At 66.2% G+C, this 14,434-nt stretch carries 17 protein-coding genes; 10 read left to right on the forward strand and 7 right to left on the reverse strand.

What is annotated here, in order from left to right; genetic code table 11:
* Positions 1–2: 2 nt before the first annotated feature.
* The 5 genes from NP511_RS03480 (at position 3) to NP511_RS03500 (ending at position 7,015) form a co-directional block, all read left to right on the forward strand.
* The gene (locus NP511_RS03480) at positions 3–920 is read left to right on the forward strand and encodes an ABC transporter ATP-binding protein (RefSeq protein ID WP_049964428.1); all 918 of its coding nucleotides are present in this window, start codon (positions 3–5) and stop codon (positions 918–920) included.
* Positions 917–2,806: an ABC transporter permease family protein gene (locus NP511_RS03485; RefSeq protein ID WP_049964430.1), complete on the forward strand. Its 1,890-nt coding sequence runs from the start codon at positions 917–919 to the stop codon at positions 2,804–2,806. The genes NP511_RS03480 and NP511_RS03485 overlap by 4 nt, the downstream gene beginning before the upstream one ends.
* Positions 2,796–3,947, forward strand: coding sequence for an ABC transporter permease (locus tag NP511_RS03490; protein ID WP_049964431.1), 1,152 nt, complete (start codon positions 2,796–2,798; stop codon positions 3,945–3,947). The genes NP511_RS03485 and NP511_RS03490 overlap by 11 nt, the downstream gene beginning before the upstream one ends.
* 81 nt (positions 3,948–4,028) lie before the next feature.
* Positions 4,029–5,900: a formate/nitrite transporter family protein gene (locus tag NP511_RS03495; protein WP_049964433.1), complete on the forward strand. Its 1,872-nt coding sequence runs from the start codon at positions 4,029–4,031 to the stop codon at positions 5,898–5,900.
* Between the two features lie 140 nt (positions 5,901–6,040).
* Complete coding sequence (locus tag NP511_RS03500; RefSeq protein ID WP_006648931.1) at positions 6,041–7,015, forward strand: aldo/keto reductase; 975 nt, start codon at positions 6,041–6,043, stop codon at positions 7,013–7,015.
* 48 nt (positions 7,016–7,063) lie between these two features.
* Here NP511_RS03500 and NP511_RS03505 read toward each other — a convergent pair whose 3' ends face one another.
* Positions 7,064–7,288, reverse strand: a complete 225-nt coding sequence (locus NP511_RS03505; protein WP_006181759.1) for a YgaP family membrane protein — start codon at positions 7,286–7,288, stop codon at positions 7,064–7,066.
* Between the two features lie 137 nt (positions 7,289–7,425).
* Between NP511_RS03505 and NP511_RS03510 the strand changes: the two genes are divergently transcribed.
* Positions 7,426–8,088 (forward strand): helix-turn-helix domain-containing protein, encoded by a 663-nt coding sequence (locus NP511_RS03510; RefSeq protein WP_049964434.1) that lies wholly within the window; start codon positions 7,426–7,428, stop codon positions 8,086–8,088.
* A gap of 123 nt (positions 8,089–8,211) precedes the next feature.
* Here NP511_RS03510 and NP511_RS03515 read toward each other — a convergent pair whose 3' ends face one another.
* From NP511_RS03515 to NP511_RS03535, 5 genes are all read right to left on the reverse strand, one after another.
* The gene (locus NP511_RS03515; RefSeq protein ID WP_049964435.1) at positions 8,212–8,778 is read right to left on the reverse strand and encodes a twin-arginine translocation signal domain-containing protein; all 567 of its coding nucleotides are present in this window, start codon (positions 8,776–8,778) and stop codon (positions 8,212–8,214) included.
* A gap of 211 nt (positions 8,779–8,989) precedes the next feature.
* Positions 8,990–9,886, reverse strand: a complete 897-nt coding sequence (locus tag NP511_RS03520; RefSeq protein WP_049964436.1) for a universal stress protein — start codon at positions 9,884–9,886, stop codon at positions 8,990–8,992.
* 58 nt (positions 9,887–9,944) lie between these two features.
* Complete coding sequence (locus tag NP511_RS03525) at positions 9,945–10,187, reverse strand: DUF8015 family protein (protein WP_006648934.1); 243 nt, start codon at positions 10,185–10,187, stop codon at positions 9,945–9,947.
* A 142-nt stretch (positions 10,188–10,329) separates the two neighbouring features.
* Positions 10,330–10,869, reverse strand: coding sequence for a CBS domain-containing protein (locus NP511_RS03530; protein ID WP_049964437.1), 540 nt, complete (start codon positions 10,867–10,869; stop codon positions 10,330–10,332).
* 63 nt (positions 10,870–10,932) lie between these two features.
* Positions 10,933–11,289 (reverse strand): DUF555 domain-containing protein, encoded by a 357-nt coding sequence (locus NP511_RS03535; RefSeq protein ID WP_006181764.1) that lies wholly within the window; start codon positions 11,287–11,289, stop codon positions 10,933–10,935.
* Between the two features lie 362 nt (positions 11,290–11,651).
* Between NP511_RS03535 and NP511_RS03540 the strand changes: the two genes are divergently transcribed.
* Positions 11,652–11,822, forward strand: a complete 171-nt coding sequence (locus tag NP511_RS03540) for a hypothetical protein (protein ID WP_006181765.1) — start codon at positions 11,652–11,654, stop codon at positions 11,820–11,822.
* Positions 11,823–11,946: 124 nt separating this feature from the next.
* On the opposite strand, the gene NP511_RS03545 is transcribed toward NP511_RS03540, so the two are convergent.
* Positions 11,947–12,252 carry a hypothetical protein gene (locus tag NP511_RS03545; RefSeq protein WP_049964438.1) on the reverse strand — a complete coding sequence of 102 codons (306 nt, stop codon included), beginning with the start codon at positions 12,250–12,252 and terminating at the stop codon, positions 11,947–11,949.
* A gap of 418 nt (positions 12,253–12,670) precedes the next feature.
* Between NP511_RS03545 and NP511_RS03550 the strand changes: the two genes are divergently transcribed.
* The 3 genes from NP511_RS03550 (at position 12,671) to psmB (ending at position 14,289) form a co-directional block, all read left to right on the forward strand.
* Positions 12,671–12,967: a toxin-antitoxin system TumE family protein gene (locus NP511_RS03550; protein ID WP_049964439.1), complete on the forward strand. Its 297-nt coding sequence runs from the start codon at positions 12,671–12,673 to the stop codon at positions 12,965–12,967.
* Between the two features lie 20 nt (positions 12,968–12,987).
* Complete coding sequence (locus NP511_RS03555; RefSeq protein WP_006648937.1) at positions 12,988–13,380, forward strand: HVO_A0114 family putative DNA-binding protein; 393 nt, start codon at positions 12,988–12,990, stop codon at positions 13,378–13,380.
* A gap of 177 nt (positions 13,381–13,557) precedes the next feature.
* Positions 13,558–14,289, forward strand: coding sequence for an archaeal proteasome endopeptidase complex subunit beta (gene psmB, locus NP511_RS03560; protein WP_049964440.1), 732 nt, complete (start codon positions 13,558–13,560; stop codon positions 14,287–14,289).
* Positions 14,290–14,434: the final 145 nt, after the last annotated feature.

Raw genomic sequence — 14,434 nt, forward strand, 5'->3', positions numbered from 1 at the left:
GAATGGCGATACTCGAAGTGGACGACCTCCGGAAGGAATACGGCGGCTTCACCGCCGTCGAGGGCAGCTCCTTCGAGATCGAACGCGGCGAGGTCTTCGGCGTCGTCGGCCCCAACGGTGCGGGCAAGACGACGACGCTGAAGGTGCTGGCCGGGCTGATCGAGCCCACCGACGGCACCGCCGTCGTCGCCGGCCACACCCCCGGCGAGCGCGAGATGCAGCGCCGACTCGGCTTCCTCCCCGAGGAGTCCCCGCTCTACGAGGAGATGACCGCGGTCGGCTACCTCGAGTTCTTCGCGGATCTCTACGACGTGCCCGCGGACGTGGCCACCGAGCGGATCCACGACTCGCTGGACCGCCTCGATCTCGAACACCGGGACCGACGGATCGGGAACATGTCCAAGGGGATGCAACGGAAGGTCGCGATCGCGCGGGCGCTGGTCAACGATCCCGACGTGTTGATCTTCGACGAGCCCGCCTCGGGACTGGACCCACTGACGACCAACTACATCATCGAGTTCACCCGCGAGCTGAGCGACGAGGGGAAGACGATCGTCTTCAGCGCGCACAACCTCTTTCACGTCGAGAGCATCTGCGACCGACTCATCATCATGAACGACGGTCGGATCGTCGCCCGCGGCACGCTCGAGGCGATCCGCGAGGCCCACGGCGGCACCGAGTACCACGTCTACGCGACGGCCGACGGTAGCGACGGGCCGGCCGACGCCGACTCGCCGCTCGAGGTCACCGAGGAGAACGGCCAGATCCGCCACGTCGTCGCCGATATGGCCACCGTCGAGGCCGTTCGAGAGGCCGTCGAGGCCGCCGGCGGCCGCGTGACCGACATCCAGACGAAGACGCCGAGCCTCGAGGAGATCTTCCTCGAGGTCGCCAGCGAACCGGAGGAGACGGAGGCGTGAGTGACGGCCGCCGCAGTGCGTTCGCCGACCGCCTCCGACGGCTCTCCAACTCCATCGCGCGCACGGGCCGGATCGCCCGCTGGGAAGTCACCTCCAGCGCGGGCACCGTCGACCGGAAGACGGCGGTCGCGCTCGTTGTGTTGGTCCTCGCGGCCGGAACCGCCGGCGTCTCCGTCTCTGACGAGGGGCTCGGCCTCGAGCGCGAGATATACGTCGTCGGCGTCGCCGAGGAGAGTCAGTACCACGACGTCGCGGTCGAAGCAGAGCAGTTTCGCCCGGTCCCACTGGAAGACGTAGTGGCCGAATCCGGTGGCGGGAACGCCGACACCATCGCGCTTCGGGAGGACGCAAACGTCGACGTGGTGGTGACCCGCGACGGGCGGATCGCCCACGACGGCCCGAACGGCGCGGCGGCCTACGACGAGTTCCGGAGCGCAGTGGAGACGTACAACGCGAACCTGATGGATCGGGAGTCGGACCAGGCAGCGGCCTACCCTGTCCTCGTCTCCCTCGAGTATCAGGACCGCGACCTCGGGGGGACGACCGCCGACGGGACGAGCGACGACGGGGGCGGAACCGCGGACGAATCGAGCGATGGCGGGGACGGAACCACCGACGGCGGGACCGACAGCGACGGTGACGAACCCGCGACCGGTGGCGGCGGGGGCGGGGACGACGGCGGCAACGACCGCCTCCAAGTCCCCAACGTCGGCGGTGACTCGGGGGCCTCGAGCGCGCCGGGGACGCCCGGCTCGATCGCGCCGCCGTTCCCCTTCGACTCGCTCGTGTTGGCCTTCCTGTTCGTCGTGCCGATGAACTTCGTGATTCAGGCCTACGGGAGTACGATCATGGACGAACGGCTCAACCGCCGCGGCGAACTCCTCCTGGTGTCGCCGGCCTCGAGCCGCGAGATCGTCGCGGGGAAGACACTGCCGTATCTGCTCGGACTCGTCGGGATCGTCGTCGCGATTGCGGTCGGTATCGGCGGGAGCCCGCTCGCAGTCGCCGCGGCGCTGCCGATCGCCCTGCTCTTCCTGGCAGCGTCGTTTACCGGCGCGATGTTTGCCCGCTCGTTCAAAGAACTCACGTTCGTGACGGTCACGATCAGCGTCTTTCTGACGACGTATACGTTCATTCCGGCGATCTTCACCGACGTGAACCCGATCGCGCTGATCTCGCCGCTGACGCTGATCGTGATGGACTTACAGGACGAGTCGGTTCGGCTCGGCGAGTACCTGTTCTCGACGGGGCCGTTCTACCTGAGCGCGGCGGTGCTGTTCCTGCTCGGGGTCGGCGTCTACCGCGAGGAGGACATGTTCGCCCAGAAGCCGATCCCGGCGAAGGTCCTCGACGCGGTCGCGAACCGGCTCCACGGCCGCCGGAGCGTTGCCCTGTTGTCGATCCTCTTTATTCCGTTCGTCTTCGCCGGCCAACTCCTCTCGGTCGCGCTGTTGTTCGCCGTCCCGGAGGTCGTCGCGGTACCGGCCATGGTCGTCGCCGCCGCCGCGATCGAGGAACTGGCCAAAAGCGTCGGCGTCTACGCCGGGTTCGCCCGCTCGCGGTTCGACGCCACCGCGAAGACCGCCGTCGTCCTCGGCGCGTTCTCGGGGGCCGGCTTCTTCCTCGGCGAGAAGGTCACCCACGTCGTCCAGTTCGTCGGCCTCCCGGACCTGCCGGTCGGAACCGCCGCGTTCGGCCCGGCCGTCTCGAGCGATCCGCTACTACTCGCGGTCGTGTTCCTCGCACCGCTTGCCCTGCACGTCGTGACCGCAATCTGCTCGGCCGTCGGTGCCAGCCGCGGGCGGACCGGCTACGCCGTCGGCTTCCTCGCGGCGACGATCGTTCACGTCGCGTACAACCTGGGGGTGTTGACCCTTGTCGCGTAACGGCGATCCCGGTCGGGACCGGGATTCGGAACCGCGCGGCCCGAACCCGCCGCAAGCCGACGGCGAGGCCGACACCGGCTCGAGCCGGCGAGCTAGGTGGGCGGTTGCCCGCCGCGAGCTGGGATCGCTGCGCTCCGAGAAGACGATCATCCTGGCGCTGGCGATCCAGCTGTTCATCGCGGCCTTTTCCTCGTTTCTGGTCGTCGGGCTCGTCTCGTTGTACGATCCTGGGGCCGTCGACAGCTACGAGCTAGATGTCGCGGTCACTGGCGACGACACCGAGACCCTGCTGTCGGTCGCGAACGAACGCGACGGCGTCACTGCCCGGCAATTCGACGACCGTGGGGCGGCCTACGAGGCGTTCGATGCCGGGTCCGTTTCGGCCGTCCTCGACGCCAACCGGAACGACGACGGTCGGCTCAGCGTCAGGGTGACGGCTCCGGAGGAGGGGATCCGGACGACCCTGCTCGTGGTCCAGTTACGGGACACCCTCCAGCAGGTCGAGCGCGTCGAGCGCCAGCGAAACGCCGACGCCGGCCGCCTCGAGCGCTCGCCGGTCCCCGTGCCGAGCGAGATCGAGGCCAGCCCGTACGTCGGCTTCACCTACACGATCCTGGTGCCGCTGCTTTGCTTCCTGCCGGTGTTCATCAGCGGCTCGATCGCCGTCGACTCGCTGATCGAGGAGCGCCAGCGGGGCACCCTCGAGCTGCTCCGGGTCGCGCCGCTGTCGCTCGCCGAGGTGGTCGATGCGAAGCTGCTGGCGATCGCGGCGCTGGCACCGGTCCAGGCGATCGCCTGGCTGGCGCTGCTCGCCGTCAACGGGACGGCGATCGCCGGCCCGGTCGCGCTCGTCGCGCTGGTCGCCGCGCTGTCCTTGCTCGTGGTGACCGGCGGCGTCGCGGTCGCGCTGTGGGCCCCCGACAGGCGACAGGCACAGTTGCTCTACTCCATGGCCACCGTCGGCGCGCTGGTCGTCGCGACGGTCCTGCCGGAACACCCTGCAAACACCGTCGCGAAGTTCGCGATCGGCAATCCGACGACGACCACATGGGGACTGCTCGCCGGCTACTGCCTGCTCGCGATCGCCGCGTTCCTCGCGCTGCAACGCGGCGTCGACCGCCTCGAGCCGGAGTCGCTCTGACGGGGATCGGGCGCCGGCGCCGTCCGGCGGAACCGGGGGAGATCCGAAACGATTAGTCGCTTCCCGAATGCGTATGCGGTAATGAGCGATTCGGATCCTCCCGACCGGCAACGGACGAACCGAGAGCCGCCCGGCGGGGGCTACAGGACCGACGACTCGACGGAGCAAGAACAGGTCCGCGAAGCGGTCGAACGATCCAGAAGCGGGGCCCCGGCGGTCGGCGCGGTCGTGCGCGACCGGTTTTCCTCCGACGAGATCTTCCAGCGGATCGTCGCGGCCGCCGACGAGGAGGTCACCTCGGGGGGTCGCGAACTGTTCTTCAGCGGCCTCGCGGCCGGTTTCGCCATCACGATCACGTTTCTGCTGTACGCGACGTTGACCGCCTCGACCGACGGTCATCCCATACTGAGCAAGCTGTTGTATCCGCTGGGCTTTATCTACATCATCATCGGCGGCTACCAGCTCTACACCGAGAACACGCTGCCGCCGGTCGCGCTCACCTTGGAGCGGTTGGCCAGTATTCCCGCACTGCTTCGTCACTGGTCGATCGTCCTCGTGGGCAACTTCGCCGGCGGCGCGCTCGGCGCGCTCGCGCTCTCCTACGGCGGCGTCTTTGACGACGACTCGGCGGCCGCGGCGATGGATCTCGCCCGACACGGCGTCGAGACGTCGTGGTGGACGCTGTTTTCCAAGGCGGCCTTCGCGGGCCTGATCGTCGCCGGCGTCGTCTGGATCGTCTACGCCTCCCGAGATACCATCTCGCGGCTGGTCGTCGTCTACATGGCCTTCCTCGCGATCCCGCTGGGCGATCTGTTCCACGTCGTCGTCTCCTTTACCGAGATGGTCTATCTGGTCCTGGCCGGCGAACTCGCCGTCCTGACCGGACTCTACGGGTTCGTCCTGCCGGTCCTGCTCGGCAACACCATCGGCGGGATCGTCCTCGTCACCGTCGTCAACTACTTCCAGACCAGCGAACACCGCCTCGAGTCGGCCCGGTTCGAGGGGGCCGACCGCCAACTCTCGATTCGGGAGTGGCTGTTCGGCAGCTATGCCGGCCGCTCGTACGTGCCGCTGATCGACACCGCGGAGGCCCACGCGAGCGAGAACGGCGATTACCGGGTCCTCGTCCCGATCGCCAACCCCCGCACGGAGTCGACGATCGTCGATCTGGCCTGCCGGCTCGCCAGCGGCCACGAGAACGCGACGGTCCACGCCGTCCACATCGTCCAGATGCCCGGCCGGTCGTCGATGCGGTATGGCGCGGGACAGACCGAACGCATCGTCTCCGAGTCTGAGGACCGCATGGAGACCGTCCGCCAGCGCGCGGCCTCCTACGACGTCGACTTCGAGACGTCGACGGTCGTCTCGCATCGCTCGTTCGAGGACGTCTTCGACACCGCGGAACGGGAACGGGCCGATCTCGTGGTTCTCGGCTGGGGCGATGACCGTCCCTGGGGCCAGGGCCGTGCCGAGGGCCGGATGAACGAACTGACCAGCAACCTCCCCTGTGACTTCCTCATCCTCAAGGACCGGGAGCTGGATACCTCCCGGATTCTGCTCCCGACCGCCGGCGGCCCGGACTCGGATCTGAGTGCCGAAGTCGCGCGTACGCTCCGGGACCATTCTGGTGCCGAGATCACGCTGCAACACGTCGTCGCCAGCCCCGACGACCGGGAACGCGGCGAGGAGTTCCTCGCCGAGTGGGCCGCCGAACGCGACCTCGAGGACGCCGAACTCGTCGTCGACGACTCCGGTGACGTCGAGCGAGAGATCTGTCGCCGGTCCCGGGACAACACGCTCGTCCTCATCGGCGCAACCGAAGAGGGCGTGATCTCGCGGCTGATGAGCGACTCGCTGCACATGGACGTCGTCAACGAGGTCGACAGTTCGGTCCTGTTGGCCGAACGACCCAGCGACCGCACCGTCATCCAGCGGCTGTTCGGGCACTGGTAGCCGGCGACGGATCACGAACCCCTCGCTGGACCGTCGGCGCCGAACACACGTCCGGTTCAGGAGACGATGCCGGAATCGAGCGATGTGGTATCGTTTGCCGCACCACGTACCGTTTTCCGGCCGGTTCTCGTAGCGCCGGTATGGAATACACCACCCTCGGGTCGACCGGCATGCAGGTCAGCCGCATCTGTCTGGGCTGTATGAGCTTCGGCTCGAGCGACTGGCGCGAGTGGGTCTTGGAGGACGAAGCGAGCAAAGAGATCATCGACCGGGCGATCGATCTGGGGATCAACTTCTTCGATACCGCAAACATGTACTCCCGGGGCGAGTCCGAACGGATCCTCGGCGAGGCCCTCGAGGGCCGTCGCGACGAGGCGGTCGTCGCCACGAAGGGGTTCTTCCGGATGCGCGAGGACGACCCGAACTCGGGCGGGCTCTCGCGGAAGGCGATCGAACAGGAACTGGCGGCCAGCCGCGAGCGGCTCGGGATGGAGACGATCGACCTCTATCAGCCCCACCGGTGGGATTACGACACGCCCGTCGAGACGACCCTGCGGGCGCTCGACGATGCCGTCCGCCGGGGCCACGTGCGCTATATCGGTGCCTCCTCGATGTGGGCCCACCAGTTCGCCGAGTCCCTGGGGACGAGCGACCGGCTCGGCCTCGAGCGATTTCAAACGATGCAGAACCACTACAACCTCGTCTACCGCGAGGAGGAGCGAGAGATGCTACCGCTGTGTGACAAGGAAGATGTCGGCGTCATCCCGTGGTCGCCGATGGCTCGGGGCTATCTCACCCGGCCCCACGAGGAGATCGACGCGACGGCCCGCGGCGAGACCGAGGAGTACCTGTACGAACACCCCTACCGCGAGGGCGGCGGCCGCGAGATCAACGAGCGGGTCGCCGAGGTCGCTGCCGATAAGGGTGCAACGATGGCCCAAATCGCCCTCGCGTGGCTGCTCCACAAGGACTGGGTCGACGCGCCGATCGTCGGGACCACCAGTGTCGAACACCTAGAGCAGGCGGTCGAAGCCCTCGAGATCGACCTCTCGGACTCCGACATGGCCTACCTCGAGGAGCCCTACGAGCCGGTGCCGGTGTCCGGCCACCAGTAAGCGAGTGCCGAGCGACACGGCGCGCCGATTACGGGTTCGGGTGCCCCGTCACTCCCGCGAACAGGAGCCGTCGTCGGTCGTATCGATACCTAACAGGTAGTTGCCGCCACAGAAGCGGGCCGTCGCGTTGAACAGCAGGCCCGCCGCCCCGACGGCCAGCACTGCCGCGGTCGCGCGGCGGCCGGCGACCAGCGCGGCGACGGCAACCGCAAGCACCCAACTGCCCAGGACGGCCCTGACGATTCGATCCAGTCCGCCGACGTTTCGCTGCATACGCGAGCGGAGGGGCTGCGAGGACGTATCCGTTCGGCCGAAAATATCGGCCCCGTTTATCCCTGCGGGCCGGCGCTGCGTTCGCTCGCGGCCCGCCGGGGGCAATCGTTTTCAGCGTCTTATTCGAAGGCTGACTCATGAAACGCGTTCGCATCACGCTCAGTCCGCGAGGGGCGTACGCGCCGCCGATATACGAACGCCTCGCGGGCGGCGCGAGCTACCTCGAGCGGGCCCTGATCGTCAACTGGAACGTCTCGTCCCCGCCGACGGGGTTCCTGTTCCGGCTCGAGGGCGAGTACCGGCGTTTCGAAGGCGAACTCGCCGACAGCCCGATGGTCTCGGACTACGAGGTACTCCCGATCACGGACCGGGCGTGTTACTGCTTTCTCGAGGGAGAGGTCTCGGTCGCCGCGCGGGCGCTGTTCGAGAACTTCACTCGCGGGAGCCTCATGACGGTACCGCCGATCGAGTGCAACGACGACGGGACGAACACGTTCTCCATCGTCGGGACGGAGACCGACATCCAGACCGCGGTCGACGGCGTCCCCGAGGGCGTCGGCGTGACCCTCGTGCAGGTCGGTGGAAAGCGAGTCGCCGCCGACAGCGTCGTCGGCCGACTACCACCCCGGCAGCGTGAAGCGGTCGAAACGGCCCTCGAACTGGGCTATTACGACGTTCCGCGGGATGTGACGACCGAAGCCGTCGCCGACGAACTCGACTGCGCGACCGCGACGGCGGCCGAACACCTTCAGAAGGCAGAGTCGACGGTGATGGCGTCCCTGCTCGAGCCGCGAGGCTGAATCCTCCCGTCGGCGATTGGGTTCGAGTCAGGGTCCCTATCGTCGTGGCGTGCGGACGAAAAAGAGCGGCCGATCGCCGGGGACGGTTGATCGACGCGCCGAGCGACCACCGATCGCGATCCGTTAATTGCCGCCGTTCGTGGCGTCGGATCGCCACCAGTCGTCGCTCGCGAGGATCGACTCCGCGACCTCGTCGCTGATGGGGTTCGCGTTGACCGTGATGAGCTGCTGGTTGTCGCTGAACGGCGTCCACTCCTGGTTCATCTCGAACACCTGCGGCCAGTTCTGTCCTTCCTCCGGTTCCGGGATGTACCCGAGCTCCTCGTTGTACTGGCCGAGGTTGGTGTCCTCTGAAACGAACAGCGACACGACTTCGCCGGTGTTGAGCCACCGGATCTGGTAGGTGTTGTAATCCGTGAACCAGCTGTCCTGTACGTCTCCGTAGTTAGGGGCCCACTCGACGACGCCGGAGACGATGGCGAACCGTGCCTCGGGGTGGAAGTTGTTGGCGAAGATGAGCCCGCCCCACGATTCGTCGGGGCTGTCGAGGATACCGTCGTCCTGTGCGGTCGCCGTGCCCGACCCCGCGCCGACGAGCGCCATCCCGGCCGTCGCTGCAGCGCTCTGTTTCATGAACTTTCGTCGCGTCGACTCCTCGTCGTCCGTCAGTGAAAGTGACTCTCGATCCATCGTAACCTCCGTTTCCGATCAACGCCTCGGTCGTGGAATAAGGGCGGGGATCGTTTCGGCGACCACCAGGACGACGACACCCTTTCGGCTCGTGCAGCCTCGTATTGAGAGTTCGAAGTATCGTACTGAGTCCGGTAATCCGCTCTTAGGAGCGTCACGTATATCCGATCGCGAGTACGCCGGCCGTTTGACCTGGGTGTCAGAAGGGCGATCAGTTCGGTTCCGAACCGGCGGCGGGCCGGACCGCGAGAACCGGGACGGGCGCGCGTCTGACGAACCGTTCCGTCGTACTCCCCAGGAGGACTCGATCGAAGCCGGTCCGACCGTGGGTCCCCATCGCGACGAGGTCGATGTCGTGGTCATCGACGTACTCGAGGAGACCCTGCGACGGGATGTCCTTTTGGACGTGCGTCTCGACGTCGAGTCCCGCATCCCGCACCGCCGTGGCGACCGTTTCGACCGCGGTTTCCGCGTCGGACTCGAACTGGGCGAGGATATCGTTGGGGGCCATGATGCTCGGCCTGCCCGCGACGGTGCTGACGTCGACGACGCTGACGACGTGGACCGTCGCGTCCGCCCGCGTCGCGATCGCGAGCGCGTGGTCGACCGCGGCGGCGGCCGGCTCGCTGCCGTCGGTCGGCAACAGTATCTCGTCGTAGCCACCGGCCCACTCGCTTCGCTCGGTCACGCGGGCGGTCATCACCGGCACGTCCGACTGACGGACGACGCGTTCGGTGACGCTGCCGGTGAGATAGCGGTTCACGCCCGTTCGGCCGTGAGTCCCCATCGCGATGAGATCGATGTCGTGTTCCCCGACGTACTCGAGGATCGTCGCTGCCGGGCTGCCCTTCAGGACCGCCGACCGAACCCGATCGGTGTCGGTCATCGTCTCGATTCGTTCGACCGCGGCCGCCGCTTCGTCCTCGAGGCGCTCGACGAACGCCGGGCTGACGCCGCCGGCGTCGAAGACGCCGCCTGCAGCGCTCACGTCGACGACGCTGACGACGTGGACCGTCGCGTCGAACCACCGCGCGAGCCCCAGCGCGTGACCGGCGACTCGAGCCGCGTGATCGCTGCCGTCGGTCGGAACGAGAATGGAATCGTACATGAATCAGCAAACGCGGCCGCGTCGCTTAAATCGGTCCCGTCGATCCTGCGGGCCGGGACTACACGCCGGCGACGAGCGCGGCGAGTACGGCGCCGTGCCAGAGGACGATCGCCGCCGTGTATCGGGGCTCTGCCGTCGGCACCGGCGGGCGACGAACGATCGCATCCCAGAGGAATCCGGTCGATAGCAGCGCGCCCGCGAGGAGGCCGTACCGAACGTCGACGGCCAGATACAGCCCGAGGACGGCCCCGAGGAGCAGGGACGCGAACATGCCGACGAGCAGTCGATCGTAGTGATCCATCTTCCTACGTGGATGTAATGGACCCGACTGGAAAGGGCATACGTCGATTCCGAGCCGGCTGGAGTCGTGACAAGGACTGAAGGTCCCGAAGACCGGTGTTTACTACAATCGGACGGAACTCGTGATGGACTCGAGGAGGCCGTCAGGAGAGGCGAGCGGCGACGTCGGCCTCGGTGATGATCCCGACAGTCTCGCCGGCCTCGGTGATCATCACGGCCTTGTAATGCTCGAGCAGGTTACTGATCTCGTCCAACGTGGCGTCTTTCGAGACGGTCGGGAAGCTCTCGCTCATGTGTTCCTCGATCGGTTCGTCGCGGTCCTCGGAGTCGAGGTGGACGAGGTCGCTCTGACTGATCGAACCGACCGGAATCCCGTCCTGAATGACCGCCAGCTGGGAGTAGGCCTCCTCCTCCATTCGCTGGGCGGCCTCGCTGACCGGGTCGTCGGGCGCGACGCTGACGACCGCCTCGTTCATCAGGTCCTCGGCGCGGATGACGTCGTGCTCGGCCGTCTCCAGCGCGTTGACGATCCGTCGGAGCGTCGACAGCCGCGGGTCGACGTCGCCGCCCTCGATGCGGGCGATCAGCGGCTGGGAGACGTCGGCCGTCTCGGCGAGTTCGCTCTGGGTGAGTCCGAGGTCGGTACGACGTTGGCGCAGGTCGGCGGGCGTCGGAAGCTCCATACGGAACAATAACTGCGGGTTATAGAAAGAGCTTTGGGTCCCTCGGCACCGCGTCGCGAGTCGCTACTCGTCGTCGTCGGGGACTTCGGCGATATCGACGACCGACAGCGGCACGTCCCGCAACGCGCCGCCGACCTCGCTTTTCGCGATTCGGGAGGCGTGTTCCTCGCCGTCGGCGTTGAACACTTCCATCTCGAGTGCGAGTCCGACCAAGGCGGTGTCGGCCGCGATAAAGGCCGAGTCGAAGGGTTCGCCACAGGCGGGACAGCCCGTCGCGCCGACCTCGACCTCGACGTAGTCCATGTCTTCGCTGTTGAGTCGCTTCCCGGCTTCGCTGACGGCGACGCCGATCGCGTCGTCGATCTGCTCGACGTCACGAACGAGCCATGCCGCTTCCATCGCGACGAGATAATTGCCCATACGTGGTGGTCGTTCCGGGGGGTTTCCTGTCTTGCGGTTCGTCGGCGTCGCTATCCGCGGCCGTTCGGAGGGGGTCGGCGGGCGACTCGCTCGGGGCGAGGGCGAGCGTCGACGGCTGCCGCTCGGCTTCGGCCGACCGTGCGCACGTGAATCGCATTATTCGCATAAGTTACGGGAAATCCCCCGATCGATTCCCCCCGACATACCCGTAGATCGATCCGAGTACGCCTCGAGTTGGGCCTGCAGAAACTGTAGTTGAATCGCAAGCAAGCGTCGACCCGATAGCCTATTTACTATCATTATGATTCTCTATTTTCACAAAGGCTTATATAGGGACTCCGTCTGGGGACTGACGAACGCTGATGATATCCCGCGCGTACCACGCGACGCTGTTCGCACTGTACCAGCTCTGTATCGTGATCGGCATCGTCGCGATGCCGCTCGCGATCGCCGCCCGACAGGCCGGCCTCACCCTCCCGATCCACCGCCTCATCGAGACCGTCGAGGGGGCGTACGAATCGACGCAACGCTAAGGACCCGACTCGAGTCGCTCGTTTTCGCGAACACTCCGACGAAGAGCAGTCGGTATCGGCCCCTGACTGGCCGCTCGCGTGTCGAGGAGAGCAGCCTCGACCAGGTGTCGAGATTCGTACCCGATTACGCGAGATCTGCGTCAGCCGGCGAAGTGGCTGTGGTCACCTGCCGACGATCGGATCGTGGAACTGGTGACTGACGAGGGGAACGTGACGCCTCGCGCACTTCCCGTGACGGGGACATCCCCGGATCGACATCAGTTGTGGCGACGCCGGCGATCGCTGTCGCAAACTCGTCGAGTACAGACTTCCTGAACGGCTCGATTGCGCCCTCTACCGCCTTACTGACAAAGGTGGGGTCTATCTGGAAGACGATCTCGACGCCTCCGAGTTCGAACCGATCGACGCTCCGATGATCGACGAGTGACATCGTTCTCTCAGAGTTCTCCGCGGACCAGTTCCATCGTGTCGTTCAGCCAACTGGGCAGCAGCCGCGCCGGCGGGTCGCAATCGACGCACTCTCCCTCGTCGTTGAACTCGAGCGTCCACTCTTCCTGGCCGAGTTGATCGAGATCGTCCGGCCGCCATCGGGACCGTAACCGATCTCTAACGTGGCCCGCGTTGGCTCTTCGGGCGGGACTTCCTGCCCGAGGTCGCTCTCGATCTCTCGCCGGTCGCGATCAGTTGTCGTTGACATGGCAACTGGAGGTGACGGGCGCTACCCCTTTTGAACTAACTTACAATTCCGAAGTTCACGGGGCGGTGAACGTCGTCGGCTCGGAGGGCCGAGGCTATGTTAGTTTCCAACCTAACACTTATTATGTAAGGATCCATACTAACATACAGGGATGAGCGAGGACGTTACTGTCGTTCGCGACGAGGTCGAAGCCTACGCGGACGGTACTGTCGCCCGCGTCCGCATACTCGCGGTCCCTGAGTCGGAGAAGTTCCCGGACGGCATCAAATATGCCTTCCACTACGGTGACACCGGTGCTGACGACCCGATCATCCGGTTCGACAACCACCACGGCGTCCACGAACTGCATCTCGGATCACGGGTATTCGAGATCGACTACCCGGGACTACAGACGCTGTATCGCGCCTGGCGTGCAGCACTTCCGTTCGACAAGCGAACCGACTGGTGACTGACCTACCCCCTAAACCCATGACCCGAACACTCCACGTCCGAATCAACTCGTCGTCCGATCGCAGCGACCTCGAGGACACGCTTGCAGCACTCGATGCCGGCGAGAGTGTCGACCCGAAGCCGTCGACGCTCTCTGTCGAGGATCTCGAGACGTTCGGCCGGATCTTCCGACCAACGAACCTCGAACTGCTCGAGGCGATCGCTGATCACGAACCCGAGAGCATCCGTGAACTCGCCCGGATCGTCGACCGTCACCCGCCGGAGGTGACCGACAACGTCACCGAACTCGCCGACTACGGCCTCGTCGACCTCGAGGAGAACGGGCGCGCAAAGCGGCCGGTCGTCTGGTACGACGAGATCGATGTCGACATCCCGATCGGCCAGCACTCGCCCGACACCGCGCCGGCGTGACGCACGTCGATCTGACAGTTCCAGCTGTCGTGGACGACCGCGACGATCATGGCGTCCGTCTTCGAGCGGGGCCCGTCGCCGGCGTCCGACACGCGTCGGCTCGACCCGTCGTCGGAAGCGGAAACGACGGTTGTGACCGCCGGTGTTTTATATCGTCCCGGCCGTAGATGTCGGTCAATGCATACGCCCACGAACGACTCCGATTTCTCCCGGACGGTCGAGCAGTTGGCCGACGATCCGAACCCCTACGAGCCCGAGGTCGGCTCCCTCCCCGAGAACGATCTCACGCAGGCCGACCTCGAGAACGTCAACAAGACGGGAACGACGACGATCGGTATCTCGACCGCCGACGGCGTCGTCATCGCGACGGACATGCGCGCCAGCCTCGGCGGGCGGTTCGTCTCGAACAAGAACGTCCAGAAGGTCGAACAGATCCACCCGACCGCCGCGTTAACGCTCGTCGGCTCCGTCGGCGGTGCCCAGTCCTTTATCTCGACGCTTCGGGCCGAGGTCAGCCTCTACGAGGCCCGCCGCGGCGAGAACATGAGCATCGAGGCGCTGGCGACGCTTGCGGGCAACTTCGCCCGCGGCGGCCCGTTCTTCGCCATCCACCCGATCCTCGGCGGCGTCGACGACGAGGGCAGCCACGTCTACAGCATCGACCCCGCCGGCGGCGTCATGGAAGACGACTACACCGTCACTGGGAGCGGGATGCAACTCGCCTACGGGCACTTAGAGCAGGCCTACGAACCGGACATGTCCACCGAGGAAGCCAAGACCGTCGCCGCACGCGGCATCAAGTCCGCCGTCGAGCGCGACACCGGCTCCGGCAACGGCGTCTTCCTCTGTGAGATCACCGACGAGGGCGTCGACATCCACGGCCACCACGACTTCGACGACGTCCTCTAATCCGGGCGAAACGGGCGGTTTTCCTGTTTTTACCGGCGCGGAGCGTCGGCTCTCGAGCGACTCGTCTCGGGGGCCGTTCGAAGACCGGTGTCGTTTCGCGACGCGGCTGTCGTCGCCTCTCGAAACAAGCGTCCGACTGACGGAC

It is taken from the genome of Natrinema thermotolerans (genome assembly GCF_031165565.1).
In the GTDB taxonomy this organism is placed as follows: domain Archaea; phylum Halobacteriota; class Halobacteria; order Halobacteriales; family Natrialbaceae; genus Natrinema; species Natrinema thermotolerans.